Here is a 21,889-nt window from a genome sequence, read left to right on the forward strand (position 1 = left end):
GATGGAAACGGCGGTGACGAAAGGCAGGACAGGCGGCGAGGGAAGCGGCAGTGGGCCGACTTTCGCGCTGGCGCTCGGTGGTGGTGGCGCACGCGGCCTGTCGCATCTTCATGTTATCGAAACGCTCGATGAACTGGGGATCAAGCCGACCGTCATCGCCGGTTCCTCCATCGGAGCGCTGATGGGCGCGGGCTTTGCCGCCGGCATGCGCGGCACGGACATCCATGCCCATGCGCGCGCGATCCTCAGCAGTCGCACGGAAGTCGCCAGCCGCCTGTGGAAGGCGCGGCCCGGCAATTTCGCCGAGATGATGGAAGGCGGGTTCCGCGTCGGTCAGTTCAATGCCGAACGCATCATCCGCGCCTTCCTGCCGCCTGAGGTGCCGGAGACCTTCGAGGAACTGGAAATCCCGCTCAAGGTGACCGCCACGGATTATTTCGGCCATTCTCTGGTTGTTCTGGATCAGGGGCCGCTGGTGGAGGCGCTGGCCGCTTCCGCCGCCATTCCCGCCGTGTTCCGCCCGATCGAGCGCAACAAGCGCACGCTGATCGATGGCGGCATCTACAATCCGGTTCCGTTCGACCTGATCGATGGCGAAGCCGATATCCTGATCGCCGTCGATGTGGTGGGTTCACCGTCCGATACGGGCGGCAAGCCGCCGACCTCCATCGAGCTCATGTTCGGTGCGAGCCAGCTGATGATGATGTCGATCATCGCCATGAAGCTGGAGCACGGGCGGCCCGACATTCTCATCCGTCCCCCGGTTTCCCGGTTCCGGGTGCTCGATTTCATGAAGGTCGAGGCCATTCTCGGTGAAACCCAGCGGATACGGGATGAACTGAAGCAGGCGATTGACGCTGCTGTCACGAATTTCGAAAAAGCGCGAGTTTAGCCGTGGCGCTGGCAGTCTTTGGCTGAGTGATTACGCGGTTGTGACGATCCGGCATGGATCCTCGGGTCAAGCCCGAGGATGACGACGGGGGACGGTGTCCAATCCAGGGGGATGGCGTCCAGTCCGGTTCGGATACGGTTGCGTACAAGCGTCAAAACACACTCGTCATCCTCGGGCTTGACCCGAGGATCCATGCCTGAGCCTCCGGACAGCTCCAGCAACGCTCCTTGGCATGATGCGAGAAAATGGTTCTCACTTTTCGCATGATGATCCGGCGTGAAGGCAGACAGGGCCGCATCGAGGCCCTGTTTTCTTATGCAGACTGTTCGCCGTCGTGATCGAGGCGCTGGCTTTCCCGCTTGGGCTTTACAAGCGGTTCCGGCGTGACCGGGCGCACCCGCATCTTGTCGTTGCCGGCATAGATGCCCTTGACCGCCTGGATCGCCAGGCGTTCTTCATCGCGCCGGCGCACATCCTCGACGATTTCACTGGCGATCTCTTCGCTCGTGCCGAGCGCCTGCAGCGTTTTGCCGCCGAAGATCAGCGCCGATTCCACCGTTTCGCGTAACTCGTACTCGACATCGCGCTCGCGCAGCGAGAGCGTGTGGGCACGGTCATAGGAGCGCACGAAGAGCCGCACATGCGGAAACTCCGCGCGGATCAGGTTGACGATGTGGTCGGTGGAGGCCGCGCCATTGGTGCAGACGGCAACGATCTTTGCGTGGCGGATGCCGGAGGCTTCCAGCACTTCCTTGCGCCGTCCGTCGCCGAAATAGATGCGGAAGCCGAACCGCGCCGCCGCACGCACGCGGTCTGCCGAATGATCGATGATGGTTACGTCCGTGCCGCCCGAAAGAAGCACCTGCGAGACCATCTGCCCGAAACGGGAGAAGCCGATCATCATGACGCCAGCGCCTGCGCCTTCGAAATCCTCGTCCATCTCCTCGTCGGGTTCATTGCGCACCAGCATTTCGCCGATCCGCACCGAAAGCGGCGTCAGCGCCATGGACACGGTGACAATGGCAATGAGCAGCGAGGCCATGGCCTGGGGAAAGATGAAGGCGGAGGCAGCGGCCGTGAAAAGCACGAAGCCGAATTCGCCGCCCTGCGGCAGAAGGGCTGCCACGCGCAACGCATCATTGTGCTGACAACTGAATGCCCGGCTGATCACGTAAAGCACGACAGCCTTGACCAGCATCAGAATGGGCACCGCAATCAGGATTGTCAGCCAGTTGTCGATGACCATGCCGAGGTCGAGCGAAAGCCCGATGGCCATGAAAAAAAGGCCGAGCAGAATGCCGCGGAACGGCTCGATATTGGCTTCCAGCTCATGCCGGAAGGAGGATTCAGCCAGAAGCACGCCGGCGATGAAAGCGCCGAGCGCCATGGAAAGGCCGGCAACCTCCATCAGGGCGGCGGCACCAAGAACCACGAGGAGAGCGGCCGCGATCATCACTTCCTTCGCGCCGGTGTTGGCGATCACGCGGAAGAGCGGGTTGAGCAGGTAGCGACCGGCCAGAACCAGCCCGAGAACGCTTGCGAGCGCGATCCCAAACCGTTCGAGGCTGATGGCGTCCGCGCCTTCGGCGCCCGGCGAAAGCAGCGGGATCAGCGCCAGAAGCGGGGCAATGGCGAGATCCTGAAACAGCAGGATGGAGAAGGCCGTCTGCCCGTAGCGGCTGTTCAGCGACCCTTGAGATTCCAGTGTCTGAACGGAAAAGGCCGTGGAGGAGAGCGCCAGACCGAAGCCGATGACAAAGGCCGCGCCATAGGAAAGGTCGGTCAGGAGCATTGCGATCATCGCCAGCGCCACACCGGTGACTGACACCTGGATCAGGCCCATGCCGAAAATGCTTCGCCGCATTGCCCACAATCGCGCGGGCTTCAGCTCAAGCCCGATGATGAAGAGCAGGAAGACGACGCCGAGCTCCGCCACATGCAGAAGCTCCTTTCCATCCGAGATCAGGAGCAGGACCGGGCCGATTGCAATGCCGGCTGCCAGATAGCCGAGGATCGTGCCCAGACCGATGCGCGCGAACAAAGGCGCTGCAATCACGGCTCCACCCAGAAGAAGAAGGGGTTCGTAGTAGAGCGGTGCGGCGGCTTCGACGGCCATGGATACTCCGGATTCTGTTTGGAAATTCAGCTTACCATTGCACATATGGCCCGCGAACCATAAATGAAACAAATAGATATTCCCCTTTCGCCACGTTTTTCCATTCGGGATCGCAATGACAGACAAGAACGAAAAGCAGCAGCTGGCCGACCGCGTCGCTGCCCTTGTGGAGGCCGCCACGAAAGCCGGTGCGGATGCATCGGATGCGGTGGTCATGCGTGCGCGTTCCAAGAGCGTTTCGGTGCGCCTGGGCAAGGTGGAAGGCACCGAGGCCTCCGAAAGCGATGACATGTCGCTGCGGGTTTTCGTAGGTAAGCGCGTTGCCAGTGTTTCTGCCCCCGCCAATGCCGATCCGGTTCCGCTTGCCGAGCGCGCGGTGGCGATGGCCAAGGCCTCGCCGGAAGATCCGTATCAGAGCCTTGCCGAGCCCGGCCGGCTGGCGCAGAACATCGTGGATCTGGACCTGTTCGATGCGACCGAGGTTTCTGCCGACCGCCTGAAGGAAGACGCGCTTGCCGCCGAGGCCGCCGCACTCGACATTGCCGGAGTTACCAATTCTTCCGGCAGCGGTGCGAGCGCCGGCGCTGGCGGCATGGTGCTTGCCACGTCCGACGGTTTCATCGGTCAGTATGAGGCGACGCGCTTTGCCCGCTCCGTCAGCGTTCTGGCGGGCGAGGGCACGGGCATGGAGCGCGACTATGATTACTCGTCGCGGCTTCACTTTCTGGATCTCGATGCGCCGGAGAAGATCGGTCGCAGTGCCGGTGAGCGGGCGGTCAAGCGCCTCAACGCCCGCAAGGTCGATACGGGCCGCTTCCCGGTCGTTTTCGATCCGCGCGTGGCGCGCGGCATTGCCGGCCATCTGGCGTCGGCCATCAATGGTGCGTCGGTTGCGCGCAAGTCGAGCTTTCTGCGCGACATGATGGGCAAGACGGTTGCTGCTGCCGGCATCACCATTACCGACGATCCGCTGCGCCGGCGCGGGCCTTCGTCGCGCCCCTTCGATGGCGAGGGCGTTGCCGGCGAAAAGCTGGTCATGGTGGAAGATGGCGTGTTGCGGCACTGGTTCCTTTCCACGGCGGTGGCGCGTCAGCTCGGGCTGACCGACACCAATGGGCGCGGCGTTCGCAGTGCGTCATCCGTCAACCCGTCCTCGACCAATCTGGCGCTGGAGCCGGGCGAGGAGACGCCGGAGGCGCTCATTGCGGGCATCAAGGCAGGTTTCTACGTGACGGAAGTGTTCGGCCAGGGCGTCAATCTCGTGACCGGCGAATACAGCCGGGGCGCTGCCGGCTTCTGGATCGAAAACGGCGAAATCACCTATCCGGTGTCGGAGGTCACGATTGCCTCCAATCTGAAGGACATGTTCCTGAACATGATCCCGGCCAATGACATTGACCGCAATTTCGGCACGGCCGCGCCGACGCTGCTTCTGGAAGGCATGACGCTTGCCGGAAAATAACAGCCCACAGGATCTTTTGATGGACGACCTGGCGCTGGTCACCGAGGTGGCGCGCGAGGCGGGCGGCATTGCGCAGAAATATTTCCGACGCGATCCGGAAGTGTGGTGGAAGGGCGGCACGTCGCCGGTCAGCGAGGCTGATTTCGCGGTGGACCGGTTTTTGCGCGAACGCCTGATGGCGGCGCGCCCGGACTATGGCTGGCTTTCGGAAGAAACGGCTGCTGTCGATCATGAACTGGCGCGCGAGCGGGTCATTATCGTCGACCCCATCGACGGCACGCGCGCGTTCATCGACGGGCGGCCCATCTGGTGCGTGAGCATCGGGATTGCCTTTCGCGGCAGAAGTGTCGTGGGCGTGCTGGAGTGCCCGGAGCTTTCTGAAACCTATCAGGGGCTTGAGGGCGGCGGTGCGTTTCGCAATGGGGAACGCATTGTGGTAAAACCGGCAGGCGATGCGTTTGTGATTGCTGGCCCCAAGCCCATGGTCAAGGCGCTGCCGGAAGAGGTCGGCCAGAAGACGACGCCCTATGGTTATGTGCCGTCGCTTGCCTATCGCATCGCCATGGTGGCGAGCGGGGCGCTGGACGCCACTTTCGTCAAGCCCAATTCCCATGACTGGGATCTGGCGGGGGCGGATGTGATCCTGCGCGAGGCGGGCGGTGCGCTGCATGACGCCGATGGCAGATTACCGGTCTATGCCGGGGCTGATCCGCGCAAGGGTGCGCTGGCTGCCGGCAGTGGCGCGTTGTTGGAAACGATGACGGCCACGCTTTCCGAGTATCGCCAATAAGCGTCTTCCTGTGAGAAGCCGCAACCACATCCGTTGGATCGCCATGCGTTCACACGGATGCGTGGAGTACATTATCGGTGGAGCTTCGGAACAGCGGAAAAACCGGTGTCCACATTTCGGTCCGATGCTCTAAACGGTTCCAAAATCCGAGGTTTTCCTCTACACGGGCGGTTAGCGATTTGCTTATTGCCACATTCGTCTGCAAATGGGCTTGGTCATGTCCGAGAAAAAAGAGAATTCCCAGCTTCTTCATCTGGTCTTTGGCGGCGAGTTATCCTCGCTGACCGGAGTAACTTTCCGCGACCTCGATGATCTCGACGTCGTTGGAATCTATCCAGATTACAAATCTGCCGAAAAGGCCTGGCGCGCAAAAGCGCAGGAGACCGTTGATAACGCGCATATGCGCTATTTCATCGTTCACCTACACCGCCTGCTCGATCCCGCGTCGGAAACGACCAAGGGATAGCAAGGACCCACATATGGAAAACAAGGCGACTGCGCCTTCCCCTGCCGTGAGCGCAAAGCGGAAGAAGACGGGACCGCGCCCCTTCAAGGAGCTGTGGCGCCGTATTCGCAAGCCGCTGGCGAAGTCGCGCTTTGTGAAACAGGCGCTGGCGACGCTGATGGCGGGCGCAATTCGCCTGATCGACCGCACCAATCCGCGTGTCAAAGGGTCTGACGACCTGCAGGCAGCGATTGATCAGCATTCGCCGGCCATTGCAGCGCTCTGGCACGGCCAGCACATTCTTGGTCCGGCGATCAATCCGCGCAAGCACAAGATCGTTGCGCTCTTTTCGCGCAGCGCCGATGCCGAGCTGAATGCGCTCGTTGCCGAGAAACTCGGTTTCGATACGGTGCGCGGCTCCGGCGGGCGCAAGGGCGAGCGCGATATCCGCAAGGGTGGCGCGAAGGCGCTGATCGCGCTGAAAAAGACGATCGACCGCGGCTGCAATGTTGCGATGATCGCCGACATTCCCCATGGCACGCCGCGCGAGGCGGGGCTTGGCATCGTCACGCTGGCGCGCATTTCCGGCCGGCCAATCGTGCCGGTCGCCATTGCCACGAGCCGCCGCAAGGTGCTTGAGCGCACATGGGACAAGACCACCATCAATCTGCCCTTCGGGCGCAGCGCGGTCATTCTGGGCGAGCCCATTTTTGTCGCCGCCGATGCGGATGCGGATGTGATGGAAGAGAAGCGTCGCGAGGTTACGGATTCGCTCAATGAAGCGACCCGCAAGGCCTACGCCCTGGTCGACGATAGATGACCATGAGTGAACGCTGGGCACGGACCATCCTTACGACCTATCGCTGGGCAGGCGCGGCGGTGTTTCCGCTGATTGGCGGCTATATCGTCTGGCGCGCCGGCAAGGGCAAGGAAGACCGGGTGCGCCGGCACGAGCGTTACGGCAAGGCCGGAAAGCCGCGCCCGGAAGGCCCGCTGATCTGGATGCATGCGGCCAGCGTTGGCGAGACGGCGGCCGTGATCGGCCTGATCGAGCATCTGCTTGGCTATGGCATCAATATCGTTCTGACCACCGGCACGGTGACCTCCGCCAAGGTGGCGGAAGAGCGGCTTGGCGGCAATGTGATCCACCAGTATGTGCCGCTTGATCTGAAGCCGGCTGTCAGCCGCTTTCTGAACCACTGGAAGCCGGATCTGGCCATCATGGCCGAGTCTGAAATCTGGCCGATGACGATCCTTGAACTGGGCGCGCGCCGCGTGCCGCAGGTTCTCGTCAACGGGCGCCTGTCGGATCGCTCTTTCGCGCGCTGGCAGAAGCGGCCCTATCTGGCCGAGGCGCTGTTCGAGAACCTGGCGCATGTGGTTGCCCAGTCGGAAGTTGACGGCGAGCGCTTCCGCACGCTGGGTGCGCGGCCCGTGACCGTTTCGGGCAATCTCAAGGTCGATACGCATGTTCCGCCGGTTGACCCGGAGGCGCTGGCGCTTCTGGAAGGGCAGATCGGCGAGCGCGAGACCTGGGCTGCCGTCTCCACCCATGAGGGCGAGGAGACCGTGGCGGCGGATGTTCATGAAAAGCTGAAGCCACGGCATGCCGACATTCTCAGCATTATCGTGCCGCGCCATCCCGAGCGCGCCGACGGGCTGGAAGAGGAATTCAAGGCGCGTGGCCTCAAGGTGGCGCGCCGCAGCCGCAATGATGCGGTGTCTGCCGATGTCGATATCCTGCTCGGCGACACGATTGGCGAGATGGGACTTTATCTGCGCCTGACCGAGATCGCCTTTGTGGGCCGGTCTCTGACGGGCGAGGGCGGGCAGAACCCGATTGAGCCTGCGCGTCTGGGCACGGCGGTTCTTTCTGGCTGCAATGTGCAGAATTTCCGCGACGCCTATCGCCGCCTGATCGATGCGGGCGGTGCGCGGCTGGTGCGCGATGGCGAGATGCTGGCGGGCGGGGTGAACTTCCTGCTCAACAATTATTCCGCGCGGCGCACCATGATCAAGGCCGGGCGGGCTGCGGTTGACGACATGTCGGGCGCGCTGAACCGCACCCTGCAGGCGCTCGATCCCTATATTCATCCACTGATCGTCAAGAGTCGTCTTGAGGACGATGAGGGCCATGGCTAGAGCATCGGGCCGAAAAGTGGAAACCGGTTTTCGGTCATCCCGATGCTCCGTGAACAGTGTAGATCGTCCTTCACGCGTGCGAATGGACGCGCGGCGGTCCAGCGAGGCGCCTCCGTTCTGGTGGGAGCCGGCGGACTGGCGGGCCTGGAGCCTTGCCCCGTTCTCTGCGCTTTACGGTTTTGTGGCCGGCTACCGGATGGCGTCTGCCAAACGCGCGAAAGTGGATGTGCCGGTCCTGTGCGTGGGCAATTTCACCGTTGGCGGCGAGGGCAAGACGCCCGTTTCCATCGCGCTGGCGAAACAGGCGCGGAAGCTGGGGCGCAAGCCGGGCTTCCTGTCGCGCGGGCATGGCGGCTCCATGACCACGGCGCATCTGGTGGATGCGGAAAAGGATCTCTCGCGCCATGTGGGGGACGAGCCGCTGCTTCTGGCGCGGCATGCGCCGACCATGGTAGCGCCGGATCGCCTGACGGGCGCGCGCGAGCTGGTCGGCATCGGCTGCGACTTCATCATCATGGATGACGGTTTCCAGAGCGCGCGCATTCACATGGATTACGCGGTGATGGTGGTGGATGCGCGGCGCGGGCTGGGCAATGGCCACGTCATTCCAGGCGGCCCGCTGCGGGCGCGGCTGATCGACCAGCTGCGCTTTGCCGATGCGGTTCTGACCATGGGCGAGGGCACTGCGGCCGACCATGTGGTGCGCCAGACCTCGCGGGCGGGACGACCGGTGTTTCAGGCGCGGCTCAAGCCGCGTGGCATGCGCGCCATCAAGGGCGGGCGGTTTCTCGCCTTTGCGGGGATCGGGAACCCGAAGAAGTTCTTCGACAGCGTTGCCGAGGCCGGCGGCGCAGTGGTGGAGGGGAAGAGCTTTCCCGATCATCACCCCTATGATGATGACGACGCGCGCGATCTGATCGCAGCCGCTGGCAGGGACGGGCTTCAGCTGATCACGACGGAGAAGGATCTTGTGCGGCTGCGCGGCGGCAGCGGTGCGCTCGGCGAACTGGCCGAGGCAAGCCGGGTGCTTCAGGTGGAAGCGGTGTTCGAGGCAGCGGACATGCCGGTGACGATCATCGAAAACACGATCGAGAACTGGCGCGAACGCAGCCTCAAATAGGTCTGGAGCCGTTCATCGTTTCACCGAAACGCTGCACCGCTCCATCTCTCTGTTTTTTCGCAATCCCGGACGGAAAACCGGTTTCCGATTAACCGCGTTTGCGTAGTTCGGGATGCATTTCCAGTTCGCGGGCGAGCGAGGTGTCGGCGCTCACATAGGCTTCCTGGCGCTCGACGCTCCAGTATTTCAGGTCATCGAGCTGGATCGGCTGTTCGGTGACGGCGCAGCGCACGAAAGCGCCGGGGGTCATGACCTGAAAGTCGCCATCCAGATAGCGAATGCGTGCCTCGCGCGCGCCGGGTCCTTCGAAACGGTTCATCGTCTGGTGCCTCTTGTCATCAACTCTGGGCCTTAACCTTCCTGCCGCGCCAAGTAAACCTGCTTGTCGCCGGCGGGGCCGCGTGAGGTCTTGGTCTGGATCATCGGATTAACCCGAAAACCGGTGCCCACTTTTCGGTCCGATGCTCTAACGCCTGCCGAACAGGCGCTCGATATCGGTCAGCTTCAACTCGATATAGGTCGGGCGGCCATGATTGCACGTGCCGGAGCCGGGCGTTGCCTCCATCTGCCGCAGAAGCGCGTTCATCTCTTCGGCGCGCAGCCGCCGTCCGGAGCGCACGGAACCGTGGCAGGCCATGGTCGCGGCGATGTGGTCGATGCGCTCCTTCAACGTGTCGGCGGTGTCGTTCTCGGCGATCTCGTCGGCCAGGTCGCGCACGAGCTGCGGCACGTCGACCTTGCCCAGCATGGACGGGGTTTCGCGCACGGCGATGGCCCCGGGGCCGAAACGCTCCAGCCCCAGCCCGAAACGGGCGAGGAATTCGGCATGGGCGGCGACGCGGTCGGCGTCTTCTTCCGGCATGTCCACGATCTCGGGCAGAAGCAGCATCTGCGCGGGCAGGGCGCGCGAATGGAGCGCCTCCTTCAGGGCCTCGTAGACAAGGCGCTCATGGGCGGCGTGCTGGTCGACGATGACGAGAGAATCCTCCGTCTGCGCGACGATGTAGTTTTCATGCACCTGCGCGCGCGCGGCGCCCAGCGGGGAGCGCGTCAATTCGGGTGCTGCCTCGACCTCGCCGGCGCGGGCATCGGCGCTCAGGCCGGCACCGACATCGAAAGCCGACTGGGCGGGCGCGGAAAAGCCGTCGGCGGCGGGCGCTGCGCCTGCAATGGAGGCACTGCCCGTCATGTCCAGAGGGCGGGTGGGGGAGGTGTCGAGCCGCCAGTCCTGTGCGGGGCGCGGTGGCGGGGTGTAGCGATAATGTGCGCTGCCGCCGCCGGAAAGGCCGCCGGGCGCTGCGTGCTCCGGCTGGCGGAAGGCTGCCAGCATGGCGTCCGCTCCGGAGGTGGAGGCGCGCATGCCGCTGATCTCCAGCGCATGGCGGACCGCGCCGACGATGAGACCGCGCACAAGGCCCGGATCGCGAAAGCGCACATCGGCCTTGGCCGGATGCACATTCACGTCGACCAGCGCCGGATCGAGCGAGATGAAGAGCGCGACGACTGCATGCCGGTCGCGCGGCAGGACGTCCATGTACGCGCCGCGAATGGCCCCGGTCAGGAGCTTGTCGCGCACCGGCCGCCCGTTCACGTAGAAATATTGCAGCATCGCGTTGCCGCGCGAAAAAGACGGGATCGAGACATGGCCCGACAGCGCGACACCCTCGCGCTCGGCCTCGATGGGCAGCGTGTTTTCGGAGAAATCCTTGCCCATCACCTGCGCGATGCGGCGCAGGAGCCCCTCGCCATCGGCCGGCACGGCGGGCAGCTCCAGCGTGTTGCGGTCGGAGCCCGTCAGTGTGAAGCGCACCTCGGGAAAGGCGAGCGCCATACGCTTCACCACCTCGGTGATGGCGGCGGTCTCGGCGCGCTCGCTCTTCATGAATTTCAGCCGGGCAGGCGTGGCGAAGAAGAGGTCGCGCACCTCCACCGTGGTGCCGCGATTGGCCGCCACGGGCCGGACCGGCGACACGCGCCCGCCTTCCACGGCGATCTCGGCGGCGCTGTCGGCCCCTTCCGGGCGCGAGCGCAGGGAAAGCCGCGCCACCGAGCCGATGGAGGGCAGCGCCTCGCCGCGAAAACCGAGCGAGCGAATGTCGTGAATGTCGTCGGTGAGTTTTGACGTGCAATGGCGCGAGACGGCGAGCGGCAGCTCGTCATGCTCGATGCCGCCGCCATTGTCGGTGACGCGCAGCAGCGAAAGCCCGCCGCCGGCGGTCGCCACCTCGATCCGGGTGGAGCCGGCGTCGAGCGCGTTTTCCACCAGCTCCTTCACGACGCTCGCCGGCCGCTCGATCACCTCGCCTGCGGCGATCTGGTTGATCACGGTGTCGTTTAGCTGGCGAATGGTGTGGGAGGCTGCAGTCATGGGACCGATTTTACGGGGATTCGGAGGTGGCGAGAAGAGACGCCGCACCGCTTTCCAGCACTTGTGTCGGGGCGGGGCGAGGGAGCGCGTGGGCCGGAAAGGGCGGCCCCTGCAGCCCGCAGGGGAAGAAGATGTAGATTGTTAGAAGTGTAAACATAAATCGAGTGATCAGGTAAGTTTTGAGATATACGGCTTTACGTTGGGTCAACTTTAGAAAGCGACTGAATTATGTGCGTGAATTGTGACTCTGGAATTCTTAGCCGTCGTGGGCTGCTGACAGGCGGTCTGGCTCTTGCAATGGCTGCACCGCTTGCCGCGCGTGCATCCGCCGAAACCGGCGCGGCAGCGCCTGTCTCACCCGACGAGGCGTTGCAGCGCCTCATGGACGGCAATGCGCGCTATGTGGCCAACCAGCCTATCAACACCGATCATTCGGCGGGCCGCGCCAGCCGCGCGCAGGGGCAGCAGCCCTTCGCGGCCATCGTGAGCTGCGCGGATTCCCGTGTTGCGCCCGAGCTGATCTTCGATCAGGGGCCGGGAGAGCTTTTCGTCATTCGCGTGGCGGGCAATTTCATCAATGAGGACGGGCTGGCGAGCCTCGAATACGGGGCGGCCGTTCTCGGCATCAAGACGATCCTCGTGCTGGGGCACACGGCCTGCGGCGCGGTGGACGCCACGATCCAGGCGATTCAGGACAACACCCTGCCGCCCGGCCATCTGCCGAGCCTCGTGAACGCCATTCGCCCTGCGGTCTACGACGCCATGGCGGCAGAGCCGGAGGACCTGCTGGCGACCGCGACAGCGCGCAATGCGACGCTAAACGCGGAGAGGGCGCAGACGACCGGCCCGATTCTCGGCGACCTCTATGCAGCCGGCAAGCTCAAGGCCGCTGCGGGCATTTATGACATTGCCACGGGGAAGGTGAACTTCCTTTAAAGGGGGCTTCCGCGACTGCCCTCCGCCTTCGTCATCCCCGGACTTGATCCGGGGATCCATTCCGTGACCGTTGCGGCGGGTTTCGGCCGACCGGCATGGATCCTCGGGTCGGGCCCGAGGATGACGAAGGAGTGGGTAGCTTCATTTTCACCTGTACAGGTGAAGGACCATGCAGGCGAGTGAGAGGTGCCGAATTGCAGGGTGGCAAGCGCGGCATCGCCGTGCCTTTACCCTCATCCTGAGCTCGTCGAAGGGCGGGGGTGAAGGCATGCACCATGCGCTTCCCGCCGCTCTCCATGTCGCCCTCGCCCTTCGACGAGCTCAGGATGAGGGCTGTGTGGGTTATTGCGCTTCCTGCCCTGCGTCACCCCGGGCTTGACCCGGGTTTCATTCCGTGACCGTTGCGGCGGGTTTCGGCCGACCGGCATGGATCCTCGGGTCGGGCCCGAGGATGACGAAGGAGTGGGGGACGCATGATCAGTCCCGCCTTCATTTCATTCTAAACGCTTGCCGCCCGCCCCTCATCCTCACCTTCTCCCCGCTCGCGGGGAGAAGGGCGCGCAGGCGGTGGGGTCTAACCTGCACACTCGCTCCTTCGTCATCCCCGGACTTGATCCGGGGATCCATTCCTTGGCGGTTGTGGCGGGTTTAGACCGACCGGCATGGATCCCCGGGGTAGGCCCGGGGATGACGAAGGCGCGGGGTGGGATGGGGCGTGAAACACCGCGCAGGCGCTTTGGCTGATTGGTGTGCCGTGTCTCATGGTGAATGTCTCCGTTCGAGCGCCACCTCAATCCATCCCCTCCCGTCACCATCCTCTTCCAAAAAATCATTTTAAGCTTGAAGCAGTTTCGCATAGGATGCTGTATGCTCCAGTCAGGCGTCGAGAGAGCGCAACCGCATCAGGAAGGCACATATGAATATGGAAGCACCACAGGCCAAAGCCGCGTCGAAATCCTCGAAATCGAATTTCGTGTGGGACGACCCGTTCCTCATGGAAGACCAGCTCACCGATGAAGAGCGCATGATCCGCGATGCCGCGGCCGCCTTTGCCGCCGACAAGCTCGCGCCGCGCGTCGAGCACGCCTACATGAACGAGGAAACCGACGCCGCGATCTTCCGCGAAATGGGCGAGGCGGGCCTTCTGGGCGTGACGGTGCCGGAGGAGTATGGCGGCGTGGGCGCCGGCTATGTGTCCTACGGCCTGGTGGCGCGCGAGGTGGAGCGCATCGATTCCGGCTATCGCTCGATGATGAGCGTGCAGTCCTCGCTGGTGATGTACCCGATCCACGCCTATGGCTCGGAAGAGCAGAAGCAGAAATATCTGCCGAAGCTCGCTTCCGGCGAATATATCGGCTGCTTCGGCCTGACAGAGCCGGATGCGGGTTCGGACCCGGGCGGCATGAAGACACGCGCGGAGAAGATCGACGGCGGCTACCGCCTGACCGGCTCCAAGATGTGGATCTCCAATTCGCCGATCGCCGATGTGTTCGTGGTGTGGGCGAAGTCTGCCGCGCACGGCAACAAGATCCGCGGCTTTGTGCTCGAAAAGGGCATGAAGGGCCTTTCCGCGCCGAAGATCGGCGGCAAGCTTTCGCTGCGCGCATCGATCACCGGCGAGATCGTGATGGACGGCGTGGAAGTGGGCGAAGACGCGCTTCTGCCGAATGCCGAGGGGCTGAGCGGCCCGTTCGGCTGTCTGAACCGTGCGCGCTACGGCATCTCCTGGGGTGCGATGGGCGCGGCGGAAGACTGCTGGCACCGCGCGCGCCAGTATGGTCTCGACCGCAAGCAGTTCGACAAGCCGCTGGCGCAGACGCAGCTCTTCCAGAAGAAGCTCGCCGACATGCAGACCGAGATCGCGCTCGGCCTTCAGGCCAGCCTGCGCGTTGGCCGGCTGTTCGACGAGGGCCGGATGGCGCCGGAGATGATCTCCATCGTGAAGCGCAACAATTGCGGCAAGGCGCTCGATATCGCGCGGCAAGCCCGCGACATGCATGGCGGCAACGGCATCCAGATCGAGTACCATGTGATGCGCCACGCGCAGAACCTGGAGACGGTCAACACCTATGAGGGCACGCATGACGTTCACGCGCTGATCCTCGGCCGTGCGCAGACGGGCCTGCAGGCGTTTTTCTGATGCGATTGTGAGGGCGGGCGCGCGGCGGTGAGCGGCGCGCCCTGCCGAGAGAGTTTGAGAAGGGGCGGGCGCTTTGGGCATCTGCCCTTTTTTTGTTGCGGGTGGTTTGGGAGGTTGGGGGAACCGGCGCAGCCCTCATGCTGAGCTTGTCGAAGGGCGAGGGCGGCATGAAAGGGCTCCAGCGTGAAGCGCGGGTGCAAGCCTTCACCCCCGCCCTTCGACAAGCTCAGGATGAGGGTGAAGGCACGGGAACGCCGCGCGTGGGGAGAGGGTAAGGGTGAGGGCCGGCGCGCGGCGCGCCCTGCCGGGAGAGTTTGAGAAGGGGCGGGCGCTTTGGCGTCTGCCCCTTTTTTTGTTGCGGGTGGTTTGGGAGGTTGGGGGAACCGGCGCAGCCTCATCCTGAGCTTGTCGAAGGGCGAGGGCGGCATGAAAGGGCTCCAGCGGGAAGCGCGGGTGCAAGCCTTCACCCCCGCCCTTCGACAAGCTCAGGATGAGGATGAAGGCACGGGAACGCCGGGCGCGGGGAGAGGGTAAGGGTAAGGGTGAGGGGTGAGGGGCGGACGTCGACACCTTTGTCGAGCTTCGCGGTCCGACGGAAAAGCAATGCAGAATTGTCCATGGTCGAAAGCGGCGTCACTCTGTAGTAGTGGAAGAGAAGCCAGTCCCTCCCACCCCAGAGCGAGGCATTCATGACCGCGTCTTTCCTCTCCCATCTACGCAAAGAACTCGATGGCCTGAAGGAGGCCGGGCTCTACAAGAGCGAGCGGGTCATTACCTCGATGCAGTCGGCCGAGATCGAGAGCGGCGGGCAGAGGGTGCTGAATTTCTGCGCCAACAATTACCTGGGCCTTGCCGACAATGAGGAACTGCGCGAGGCGGCGAAGGCGGCGCTCGACCGCTATGGTTACGGCATGGCCTCGGTGCGCTTCATCTGCGGCACGCAGGAAGAGCACAAAGAACTGGAAGCGAAGATTTCCGGCTTTCTGGGCTATGAGGACACGATCCTTTATTCCTCATGCTTCGACGCCAATGCGGGCCTGTTCGAGACGCTGCTCGGGCCGGAGGATGCGATCATTTCGGATGCGCTCAACCATGCGTCGATCATCGATGGCGTGCGGCTGTGCAAGGCGCAGCGCCATCGCTACGCCAACAATGACATGGGCGCGCTGGAGGAATGTCTGAAGCAGGCCGAGGGCGCGCGCTTCCGGCTGGTCGCCACGGATGGCGTGTTTTCCATGGATGGCATCATCGCCAATCTGGGCGCGGTCTGCGATCTGGCGGAAAAATACGATGCGATGGTGATGGTGGATGACAGCCATGCGGTCGGTTTCGTGGGTGAGAACGGACGCGGCACGCCGGAGCATTGCGGCGTGGAAGGCCGGGTCGACATCATGACGGGCACGCTGGGCAAGGCGCTGGGCGGGGCCTCGGGCGGCTATACATGTGGCAAGGGTGAAGTGGTCGACTGGCTGCGCCAGCGCTCGCGGCCCTATCTGTTTTCGAACACACTGGCCCCGGTGATCGCGGCGGCCTCGCTCAGGGTTTTCGACATGGTGGCGGGCGGGGCCGGCCTGCGCCAGAAGCTCTATGACAATGCGGCGCGCTTCCGCGCCGGCATGGAAAAGCAGGGGTTCACGCTTGCGGGGGCTGATCACCCGATCATCCCGGTGATGCTGGGCGATGCAGCACTTGCCGAGAAGATGGCGTCGCGGCTTCTGGAGGAGGGCATCTATGTGATCGGCTTCTCCTTCCCCGTGGTGCCGAAGGGGGCTGCCCGTATCCGCACGCAGATGTCTGCCGCGCACTCGGCCGCAGACATTGATCGCGCGGTGGAGGCGTTTGGAAAGATCGGGCGTGAGCTTGGGGTGATCGCTTAGAGCGTTTTAGCGCAATTCCGGACGGATAACCGGTTTCCGCTTTTCCTGGAATTGCTTGTCTTGAAGGTGGGCGCAGGCCCCTCATCCGCCTGCCGGCACCTTCTCCCCGCAGGCGGGGGGAAGGACGGCCACCCAAACACTCTGGAAGGATAGTCGACGATGTCCAACATGATGAAGGCGCTCGTTAAATCCAGACCCGAGGAGGGCCTTTGGATGGAGCGTGTTCCCGTGCCCGAGATCGGGCCGAACGACGTGCTCATCAAGGTGCGCAAGACGGCGATCTGCGGCACGGACGTGCATATCTGGAACTGGGACGAGTGGGCGCAGAACACCGTGCCGGTGCCGCTGGTGACGGGCCATGAATTCGTCGGCGAGGTGACGGAGGTTGGCTCGGCGGTGACGGAATACAAGCCCGGCCAGCGGGTTTCCGGCGAGGGGCACATCGTGTGCGGCCATTGTCGCAACTGCCGGGCGGGGCGAGGGCATCTGTGCCACAACACGCTGGGCGTGGGCGTTCACCGCGCGGGTGCGTTCGCCGAGTTCATCGCGCTGCCGCAGCACAATGTGGTGCCGATCCCCGACAACATTCCCGATGAGATCGCGGCGATTTTCGATCCGCTTGGCAATGCGGTGCACACCGCGCTTTCCTTCGACCTGGTGGGCGAGGACGTGCTGGTGACGGGCGCAGGCCCCATCGGCATCATGGGCGCATTGGTGGCGCAGGCCGTGGGCGCGCGCAAGGTGGTCATCACCGACATCAATCCGGGCCGGCTGGAGCTCGCCAGAAAGCTTGGCGTGCAGCACACGATGAACGCGGCGGAAGAAACGCTGCCGGAGGTGATGCGCCAGCTGGGCATGACCGAGGGCTTTGATGTGGGGCTTGAAATGTCGGGTGCGGCTCCCGCCTTCCGCGACATGATCGACGTGATGAACAATGGCGGCAAGATCGCCATTCTGGGCATTGCGCCGGCGGGTTTCGAGATCGACTGGAACAAGGTCATCTTCAAGATGCTGCACCTGAAGGGCATTTACGGGCGCGAGATGTTCGAGACCTGGTACAAGATGATCGCGCTGGTTCAGACGCGGCTCGACGTGCGCGACCTGATCACCCACCGCATTGCCGCAGACGATTTCCGCGAAGGCTTCGCCGCCATGCGTTCGGGCGAGGCCGGCAAGGTGGTGATGAGCTGGTAGCGCCGTTGCAGCAATTCCAGGAAAAGCGGGAACCGGTTTTCCGTCCGGAATTGCTCTAATCTTCCAGTGCGGCGCGCTCCAGGGCTTCAAGGCCGGTGAGAAGGGCTGCGCGCTCTTCCGGCTCCATGCGGGCGAGAAGCCGCGTCTCGAAGCCGTGCGCGACGGGCACCATGTCTTCATAGGCCTTCTGGCCCACCCTGCTGAGGGTCAGGCGCTCCACGCGGCGATCCTGCGCGTCGGGCTCGCGCAGGAGCCAGCGCCGCTCTTCCAGCGAGGCGACGGCGCGGCTCACCTTGGTCTTGTGCATGGAAGAATGCGCGCCGATATCGGTCGCGGTCATGGTGCCGAACTGGCCGAGCGTGGCGAGCGTGCGCCATTCGGGCCGCGTCAGGCCGAGGCGTGCGCGATAGGCCTGCGAGAATTTGCGGCTGATCGCATCGGTGAGACGCGTGAGCCGATAGGGCAGAAAAGCCTCCAGTGCGAGGATGGTGCGGTCGGTTGCGTTCCGGGGGAAGCCGGGCGGGGGAACGGACGTGGTCATGTGCGGCGGTTTCTCCTTATGTTTCCCTCTGGAGCGCCGTGCGTCCATTCGGACGCAGAAAGGACGCTCTAACCTGTTTGACCCGCGCATCGTGTTTTCCGAATTTCGGGCCGATGCTCTGGTGCCGTTGATAGTTACATTCGCCATGGTTACGGTTGCAACCAATTCGTCGCTTCCCCGACTTCATGGAGGAATGAATGACCGTCCAGTACATGCCGGGCTTCGGCAATGACTTTGAAACGGAAAGCCTGCCCGGCGCGCTGCCGCAGGGGCAGAACTCGCCGCAGCAGCCCGCTTACGGGCTTTATGCAGAACAGCTTTCGGGCTCGCCCTTCACCGCGCCGCGCGGGACGAATGAGCGGTCCTGGCTCTATCGCATTCGCCCGAGCGTGAGGCACACCGGCCGCTTTACGGCGGTCAGCTTCGATGAGTGGAAGTCTGCGCCCAATGTGAACGATCACCAGCTTGCGCTCGGTCAGCTGCGCTGGGACCCGACGCCGATCCCGAACGAGAAGACCGATTTCCTGTCGGGCGTGCACACCATGACCACGGCGGGCGACGCGCAGGGGCAGGCCGGTATGGCGGCCCATGTCTACGCCTTCAACACGTCTATGGTGGATGACTATTTCTTCAACGCCGATGGCGAGTTGATGCTGGTGCCGCAGGAAGGCGGTCTGCGCATCAAGACCGAAATGGGCATCATCGAGATCCAGCCCGGCGAACTGGCGGTTCTGCCGCGGGGCATGGTTTTCCAGGTGGAGCTGATGGACGGGCCGGCGCGCGGCTATATGTGCGAGAATTACGGCGCGAAATTCACCCTGCCGGATCGCGGCCCCATCGGCGCGAACTGCCTGGCCAATCCGCGCGACTTCAAGACGCCGGTCGCCTGGTATGAGGAAAAGGAAACGCCCTGCCGGCTGTTCGTGAAATGGTGCGGCCAGTTTCATGTGACGGAGATCGGCCATTCGCCGCTCGACGTGGTGGCATGGCACGGCAATTACGCGCCTTACAAATACGACCTGTCCACCTTCTCGCCGGTGGGAGCGATCCTGTTCGATCATCCCGACCCGTCGATCTTCACGGTGCTGACCGCGCCGTCGGGTGAGGAGGGCACGGCCAATATCGATTTCGTGATCTTCCCGCCGCGCTGGATGGTGGCCGAACACACGTTCCGCCCGCCCTGGTATCACCGCAACATCATGAGCGAGTTCATGGGCCTGATCAAAGGCCAGTACGACGCCAAGGAAGAGGGTTTCGTGCCCGGCGGCTCGTCGCTGCACAACATGATGCTGCCGCATGGGCCGGACACGTTCGGCTTCGAGAAGGCCAGCCATGGGGAACTGAAGCCGGTGAAACTGGAAGAGACCATGGCGTTCATGTTCGAAACCCGGTTCCCGCAGCACCTCACGCGCTATGCGGCCGAGACCGACACACTGCAGGAAGATTACATCGACTGCTGGAAGGACCTCAAGAAGCGCTTCAACGGAACGCCGGAGGGCGACTGGTCCTGATCGACCAGAGCGACCACAGGCGATATGATCGGCGTTGGTCCGGTGGACCTGCGCCGATTGCGCGTCTTCCCCAACGCATAAAGGACATTGCATGAAACTCGCTACGCTGAAGAACGGAACGCGCGACGGCAAGCTGGTCGTCGTCTCGCGCGACCTGACCCGTTGCACGGACGCTTCCTTTCTTGCGCCGACGCTGCAGGCAGCGCTCGATGACTGGTCCCGGATCGCGCCGCATCTGGCAGCCCTTTCCGAAAGCCTGGATCACGGCTCGGTGCCGGCAGAGCGCTTCCATGAGCATGATGCGCTTTCGCCGCTGCCGCGCGCCTATCAGTGGGCGGACGGTTCGGCCTACGTCAATCACGTGGAGCTGGTGCGCAAGGCGCGCGGGGCGGAAATGCCCGCAAGCTTCTGGACCGATCCGCTGATGTATCAGGGCGGCTCCGACACGTTTCTGGCCCCGCGCGACCCGATCGTGATGGCGGATGAAGCCTATGGCATCGACATGGAAGGCGAGATCGCCGTGGTCGTCGATGACGTGCCGATGGGCGCGACGCCGGAAGAGGCGGCAGCGGCGATCCGGCTGGTGATGCTGGTGAACGACGTTTCGCTGCGGGGCCTGATCCCCGCCGAACTCGGCAAGGGGTTCGGCTTCTTCCAGTCGAAGCCGTCCTCGGCCTTCTCGCCGGTGGCGGTGACGCCGGAAGAGCTGGGCGATGCATGGAACGGCGGCAAGCTCTCGCTGCCGCTTTGCGTGGACTACAATGGCAAGCCGTTCGGCCGGGCCGATGCGGGCGTCGACATGACCTTCGATTTCCCGACGCTGGTGGCGCATGCGGCAAAGACGCGACCGCTCGGAGCGGGTGCGATCATCGGTTCGGGCACGGTATCCAACAAGCTCGACGGCGGCCCCGGCAAGCCGGTTGACGCCGGTGGCGTGGGCTATTCCTGCATTGCCGAAATCCGCATGATCGAGACCATCAATGACGGCAAGCCGTCGACGCCCTTCATGCGCTTCGGCGACACGGTGCGCATCGAGATGAAGGATGGCGATGGCCATTCGATCTTCGGCGCGATCGAGCAGACTGTTCAGAAATACGAGAAAGGCGCGTAATGGCCAAGCAATTCGCATCCGCAGGCGACCTGACCGAAAAGAAGATCTCGTTTGACGAGATCGGCCGGGACCTCTGGGCCTTCACCGCCGAGGGCGATCCCAATTCGGGCATCATCATTGGCGACGAGTCGGTGATGGTGATCGAGGCGCAGGCAACGCCGCGCCTCGCCGAAAAGGTGATCGAGAAGGTGCGCTCCGTCACCGACAAGCCGATCAGCCATCTGGTGCTGACGCATTATCACGCGGTGCGCGTGCTTGGCGCATCGGCCTATCAGGCCCCGACCGTGATCATGAGCGACAAGGCGCGCTCGATGGTGGTGGAGCGCGGCAAGGAGGACTGGGATTCTGAATTCGTGCGGTTCCCGCGCCTGTTCCAGGGGCATGAATCGATCCCCGGCCTGACCTGGCCCACCACCACCTTCTCGCAGTCGATGACGGTGTATCTGGGCAAGCGCCGGGTGGACCTGATGTTCCTTGGTCGCGCGCACACGGCGGGCGACATCGTGGCGTTCGTGCCGGACGCCAATGTGATGTTCACCGGCGATATCGTGGAGTACCACTCGGCCTGCTATTGCGGTGACGGGCATTTCCACGACTGGCCGGCGACGCTGGAGGAAATCCGCGCTTTCGATCTGGACGCCATCGCACCGGGACGCGGTGACGCGCTGGTGGGGCAGGGCATGGTCAACGAAGCGCTCGACCTGACGGGCGATTTCGTGATGTCCACCTATCAGCCGGTGGCCCGTGTGGCGCAGGGCGGTGGCACGCTGAAGGAGGCGTGGGACGCCTGCCGCGCGGTGTGCGATCCGAAATTCTCCGACTATGCGATCTACGAGCATTGCCTGCCGTTCAATGTGGCGCGCGCCTATGACGAAGCGCTGGGCATCGATACGCCGCGCATCTGGACGGCAGAACGTGACCGCGAAATGTGGGACGCGCTGCAGGGATGACGTGATGAAGCGGGCCGGCGCGACGTTTGGAGGACGCGCGCCGCTCGCGATGTCGGCTTCCTTCTCCCCGCTTGCGGGGAGAAGGTCCCGGCAGGGGGATGAGGGGCTGGGGATGAGGGGCTGGGGATGAGGGGCTGGCGGCGACCTGATTGAGACTGGTTTTGCCGCGCATCCGCTGATTGCCGATGGCGCTTGCCCCTCATCCTTACCTTCTCCCCGCTTGCGGGGAGAAGGGGTCGTCAGCGCTGGCGCTGTTTTTTCATGACCACCGACTTCATGACCGGAGTTGAGGGT

General features: G+C 63.7%; 18 protein-coding genes. 14 read left to right on the forward strand and 4 right to left on the reverse strand.

The features are described from left to right. Nucleotide 1 precedes the first annotated feature (1 nt). A complete protein-coding gene (locus tag JYP46_RS02355; protein ID WP_206547155.1) occupies nucleotides 2-892 on the forward strand; it encodes a patatin-like phospholipase family protein in 891 nt (296 codons plus the stop codon). Nucleotides 893-1,205: 313 nt separating this feature from the next. Here the strand turns inward: JYP46_RS02355 and JYP46_RS02360 are convergent, their stop codons facing one another. After that, nucleotides 1,206-3,008 (reverse strand): monovalent cation:proton antiporter-2 (CPA2) family protein, encoded by a 1,803-nt coding sequence (locus JYP46_RS02360; RefSeq protein ID WP_206547156.1) that lies wholly within the window; start codon nucleotides 3,006-3,008, stop codon nucleotides 1,206-1,208. 115 nt (nucleotides 3,009-3,123) lie between these two features. Here JYP46_RS02360 and JYP46_RS02365 point away from each other — a divergent pair, with 115 nt between their 5' ends. From JYP46_RS02365 to lpxK, 6 genes are all read left to right on the forward strand, one after another. Beyond that, the gene (locus JYP46_RS02365) at nucleotides 3,124-4,470 is read left to right on the forward strand and encodes a TldD/PmbA family protein (RefSeq protein WP_206547157.1); all 1,347 of its coding nucleotides are present in this window, start codon (nucleotides 3,124-3,126) and stop codon (nucleotides 4,468-4,470) included. 19 nt (nucleotides 4,471-4,489) lie between these two features. Continuing rightward, nucleotides 4,490-5,260, forward strand: coding sequence for a 3'(2'),5'-bisphosphate nucleotidase CysQ (locus JYP46_RS02370; protein WP_206547158.1), 771 nt, complete (start codon nucleotides 4,490-4,492; stop codon nucleotides 5,258-5,260). 217 nt (nucleotides 5,261-5,477) lie between these two features. Then, nucleotides 5,478-5,726, forward strand: coding sequence for a DUF4170 domain-containing protein (locus JYP46_RS02375; RefSeq protein WP_113156194.1), 249 nt, complete (start codon nucleotides 5,478-5,480; stop codon nucleotides 5,724-5,726). Between the two features lie 13 nt (nucleotides 5,727-5,739). Next, nucleotides 5,740-6,525, forward strand: coding sequence for a lysophospholipid acyltransferase family protein (locus tag JYP46_RS02380; protein WP_206547159.1), 786 nt, complete (start codon nucleotides 5,740-5,742; stop codon nucleotides 6,523-6,525). 2 nt (nucleotides 6,526-6,527) lie between these two features. Further along, entirely contained in the window at nucleotides 6,528-7,847 is a 1,320-nt protein-coding gene (waaA, locus tag JYP46_RS02385) for a lipid IV(A) 3-deoxy-D-manno-octulosonic acid transferase (protein ID WP_206544733.1), read from the forward strand. Between the two features lie 82 nt (nucleotides 7,848-7,929). Next, on the forward strand, nucleotides 7,930-8,967 hold the full coding sequence (gene lpxK, locus JYP46_RS02390) for a tetraacyldisaccharide 4'-kinase (RefSeq protein WP_206547160.1): 1,038 nt from the start codon (nucleotides 7,930-7,932) through the stop codon (nucleotides 8,965-8,967). An 88-nt stretch (nucleotides 8,968-9,055) separates the two neighbouring features. Here lpxK and JYP46_RS02395 read toward each other — a convergent pair whose 3' ends face one another. Continuing rightward, a complete protein-coding gene (locus tag JYP46_RS02395; protein WP_113154340.1) occupies nucleotides 9,056-9,286 on the reverse strand; it encodes a DUF2093 domain-containing protein in 231 nt (76 codons plus the stop codon). 147 nt (nucleotides 9,287-9,433) lie between these two features. After that, nucleotides 9,434-11,335 (reverse strand): DNA mismatch repair endonuclease MutL, encoded by a 1,902-nt coding sequence (gene mutL / locus JYP46_RS02400; RefSeq protein WP_206547161.1) that lies wholly within the window; start codon nucleotides 11,333-11,335, stop codon nucleotides 9,434-9,436. Nucleotides 11,336-11,563: 228 nt separating this feature from the next. On the opposite strand from mutL, the gene JYP46_RS02405 reads away from it, so the two are divergent. From JYP46_RS02405 to tdh, 4 genes are all read left to right on the forward strand, one after another. After that, nucleotides 11,564-12,271, forward strand: coding sequence for a carbonic anhydrase (locus JYP46_RS02405; protein WP_206547162.1), 708 nt, complete (start codon nucleotides 11,564-11,566; stop codon nucleotides 12,269-12,271). Nucleotides 12,272-13,187: 916 nt separating this feature from the next. Then, a complete protein-coding gene (locus JYP46_RS02410) occupies nucleotides 13,188-14,411 on the forward strand; it encodes an acyl-CoA dehydrogenase (protein WP_390881183.1) in 1,224 nt (407 codons plus the stop codon). A gap of 689 nt (nucleotides 14,412-15,100) precedes the next feature. Beyond that, nucleotides 15,101-16,288, forward strand: coding sequence for a glycine C-acetyltransferase (locus JYP46_RS02415; protein ID WP_206547163.1), 1,188 nt, complete (start codon nucleotides 15,101-15,103; stop codon nucleotides 16,286-16,288). Between the two features lie 159 nt (nucleotides 16,289-16,447). Next, nucleotides 16,448-17,482 (forward strand): L-threonine 3-dehydrogenase, encoded by a 1,035-nt coding sequence (gene tdh / locus JYP46_RS02420; protein ID WP_113154345.1) that lies wholly within the window; start codon nucleotides 16,448-16,450, stop codon nucleotides 17,480-17,482. 55 nt (nucleotides 17,483-17,537) lie between these two features. Here tdh and JYP46_RS02425 read toward each other — a convergent pair whose 3' ends face one another. Next, a complete protein-coding gene (locus tag JYP46_RS02425) occupies nucleotides 17,538-18,023 on the reverse strand; it encodes a MarR family winged helix-turn-helix transcriptional regulator (RefSeq protein ID WP_206547164.1) in 486 nt (161 codons plus the stop codon). A 197-nt stretch (nucleotides 18,024-18,220) separates the two neighbouring features. Between JYP46_RS02425 and hmgA the strand changes: the two genes are divergently transcribed. The 3 genes from hmgA to JYP46_RS02440 all read left to right on the forward strand — a co-directional run bounded on the left by hmgA (nucleotide 18,221) and on the right by JYP46_RS02440 (nucleotide 21,595). Next, nucleotides 18,221-19,534, forward strand: a complete 1,314-nt coding sequence (gene hmgA, locus JYP46_RS02430; protein ID WP_206544739.1) for a homogentisate 1,2-dioxygenase — start codon at nucleotides 18,221-18,223, stop codon at nucleotides 19,532-19,534. A gap of 91 nt (nucleotides 19,535-19,625) precedes the next feature. Then, the gene (locus JYP46_RS02435; protein ID WP_206544740.1) at nucleotides 19,626-20,645 is read left to right on the forward strand and encodes a fumarylacetoacetate hydrolase family protein; all 1,020 of its coding nucleotides are present in this window, start codon (nucleotides 19,626-19,628) and stop codon (nucleotides 20,643-20,645) included. Continuing rightward, complete coding sequence (locus JYP46_RS02440; RefSeq protein ID WP_113154349.1) at nucleotides 20,645-21,595, forward strand: MBL fold metallo-hydrolase; 951 nt, start codon at nucleotides 20,645-20,647, stop codon at nucleotides 21,593-21,595. Before JYP46_RS02435 ends, JYP46_RS02440 begins: the two co-directional genes overlap by 1 nt. The last annotated feature ends 294 nt before the right edge of the window (nucleotides 21,596-21,889 follow it).

Source organism: Nitratireductor aquimarinus (assembly GCF_017255295.1).
Classification (GTDB): domain Bacteria; phylum Pseudomonadota; class Alphaproteobacteria; order Rhizobiales; family Rhizobiaceae; genus Nitratireductor; species Nitratireductor aquimarinus.

Excerpts from the sequence above, each read along its gene's own strand:
- JYP46_RS02355 (WP_206547155.1), top strand. The coding sequence starts at position 2 with ATGGAAACGGCGGTGACGAAAGGCAGGACAGGCGGCGAGGGAAGCGGC.
- JYP46_RS02360 (WP_206547156.1), bottom strand. The coding sequence starts at position 3,008 with ATGGCCGTCGAAGCCGCCGCACCGCTCTACTACGAACCCCTTCTTCTT.
- JYP46_RS02365 (WP_206547157.1), top strand. The coding sequence starts at position 3,124 with ATGACAGACAAGAACGAAAAGCAGCAGCTGGCCGACCGCGTCGCTGCC.
- JYP46_RS02370 (WP_206547158.1), top strand. The coding sequence starts at position 4,490 with ATGGACGACCTGGCGCTGGTCACCGAGGTGGCGCGCGAGGCGGGCGGC.
- JYP46_RS02375 (WP_113156194.1), top strand. The coding sequence starts at position 5,478 with ATGTCCGAGAAAAAAGAGAATTCCCAGCTTCTTCATCTGGTCTTTGGC.
- JYP46_RS02380 (WP_206547159.1), top strand. The coding sequence starts at position 5,740 with ATGGAAAACAAGGCGACTGCGCCTTCCCCTGCCGTGAGCGCAAAGCGG.
- waaA (WP_206544733.1), top strand. The coding sequence starts at position 6,528 with ATGAGTGAACGCTGGGCACGGACCATCCTTACGACCTATCGCTGGGCA.
- lpxK (WP_206547160.1), top strand. The coding sequence starts at position 7,930 with ATGGACGCGCGGCGGTCCAGCGAGGCGCCTCCGTTCTGGTGGGAGCCG.
- JYP46_RS02395 (WP_113154340.1), bottom strand. The coding sequence starts at position 9,286 with ATGAACCGTTTCGAAGGACCCGGCGCGCGCGAGGCACGCATTCGCTAT.
- mutL (WP_206547161.1), bottom strand. The coding sequence starts at position 11,335 with ATGACTGCAGCCTCCCACACCATTCGCCAGCTAAACGACACCGTGATC.
- JYP46_RS02405 (WP_206547162.1), top strand. The coding sequence starts at position 11,564 with ATGTGCGTGAATTGTGACTCTGGAATTCTTAGCCGTCGTGGGCTGCTG.
- JYP46_RS02410 (WP_390881183.1), top strand. The coding sequence starts at position 13,188 with ATGAATATGGAAGCACCACAGGCCAAAGCCGCGTCGAAATCCTCGAAA.
- JYP46_RS02415 (WP_206547163.1), top strand. The coding sequence starts at position 15,101 with ATGACCGCGTCTTTCCTCTCCCATCTACGCAAAGAACTCGATGGCCTG.
- tdh (WP_113154345.1), top strand. The coding sequence starts at position 16,448 with ATGTCCAACATGATGAAGGCGCTCGTTAAATCCAGACCCGAGGAGGGC.
- JYP46_RS02425 (WP_206547164.1), bottom strand. The coding sequence starts at position 18,023 with ATGACCACGTCCGTTCCCCCGCCCGGCTTCCCCCGGAACGCAACCGAC.
- hmgA (WP_206544739.1), top strand. The coding sequence starts at position 18,221 with ATGACCGTCCAGTACATGCCGGGCTTCGGCAATGACTTTGAAACGGAA.
- JYP46_RS02435 (WP_206544740.1), top strand. The coding sequence starts at position 19,626 with ATGAAACTCGCTACGCTGAAGAACGGAACGCGCGACGGCAAGCTGGTC.
- JYP46_RS02440 (WP_113154349.1), top strand. The coding sequence starts at position 20,645 with ATGGCCAAGCAATTCGCATCCGCAGGCGACCTGACCGAAAAGAAGATC.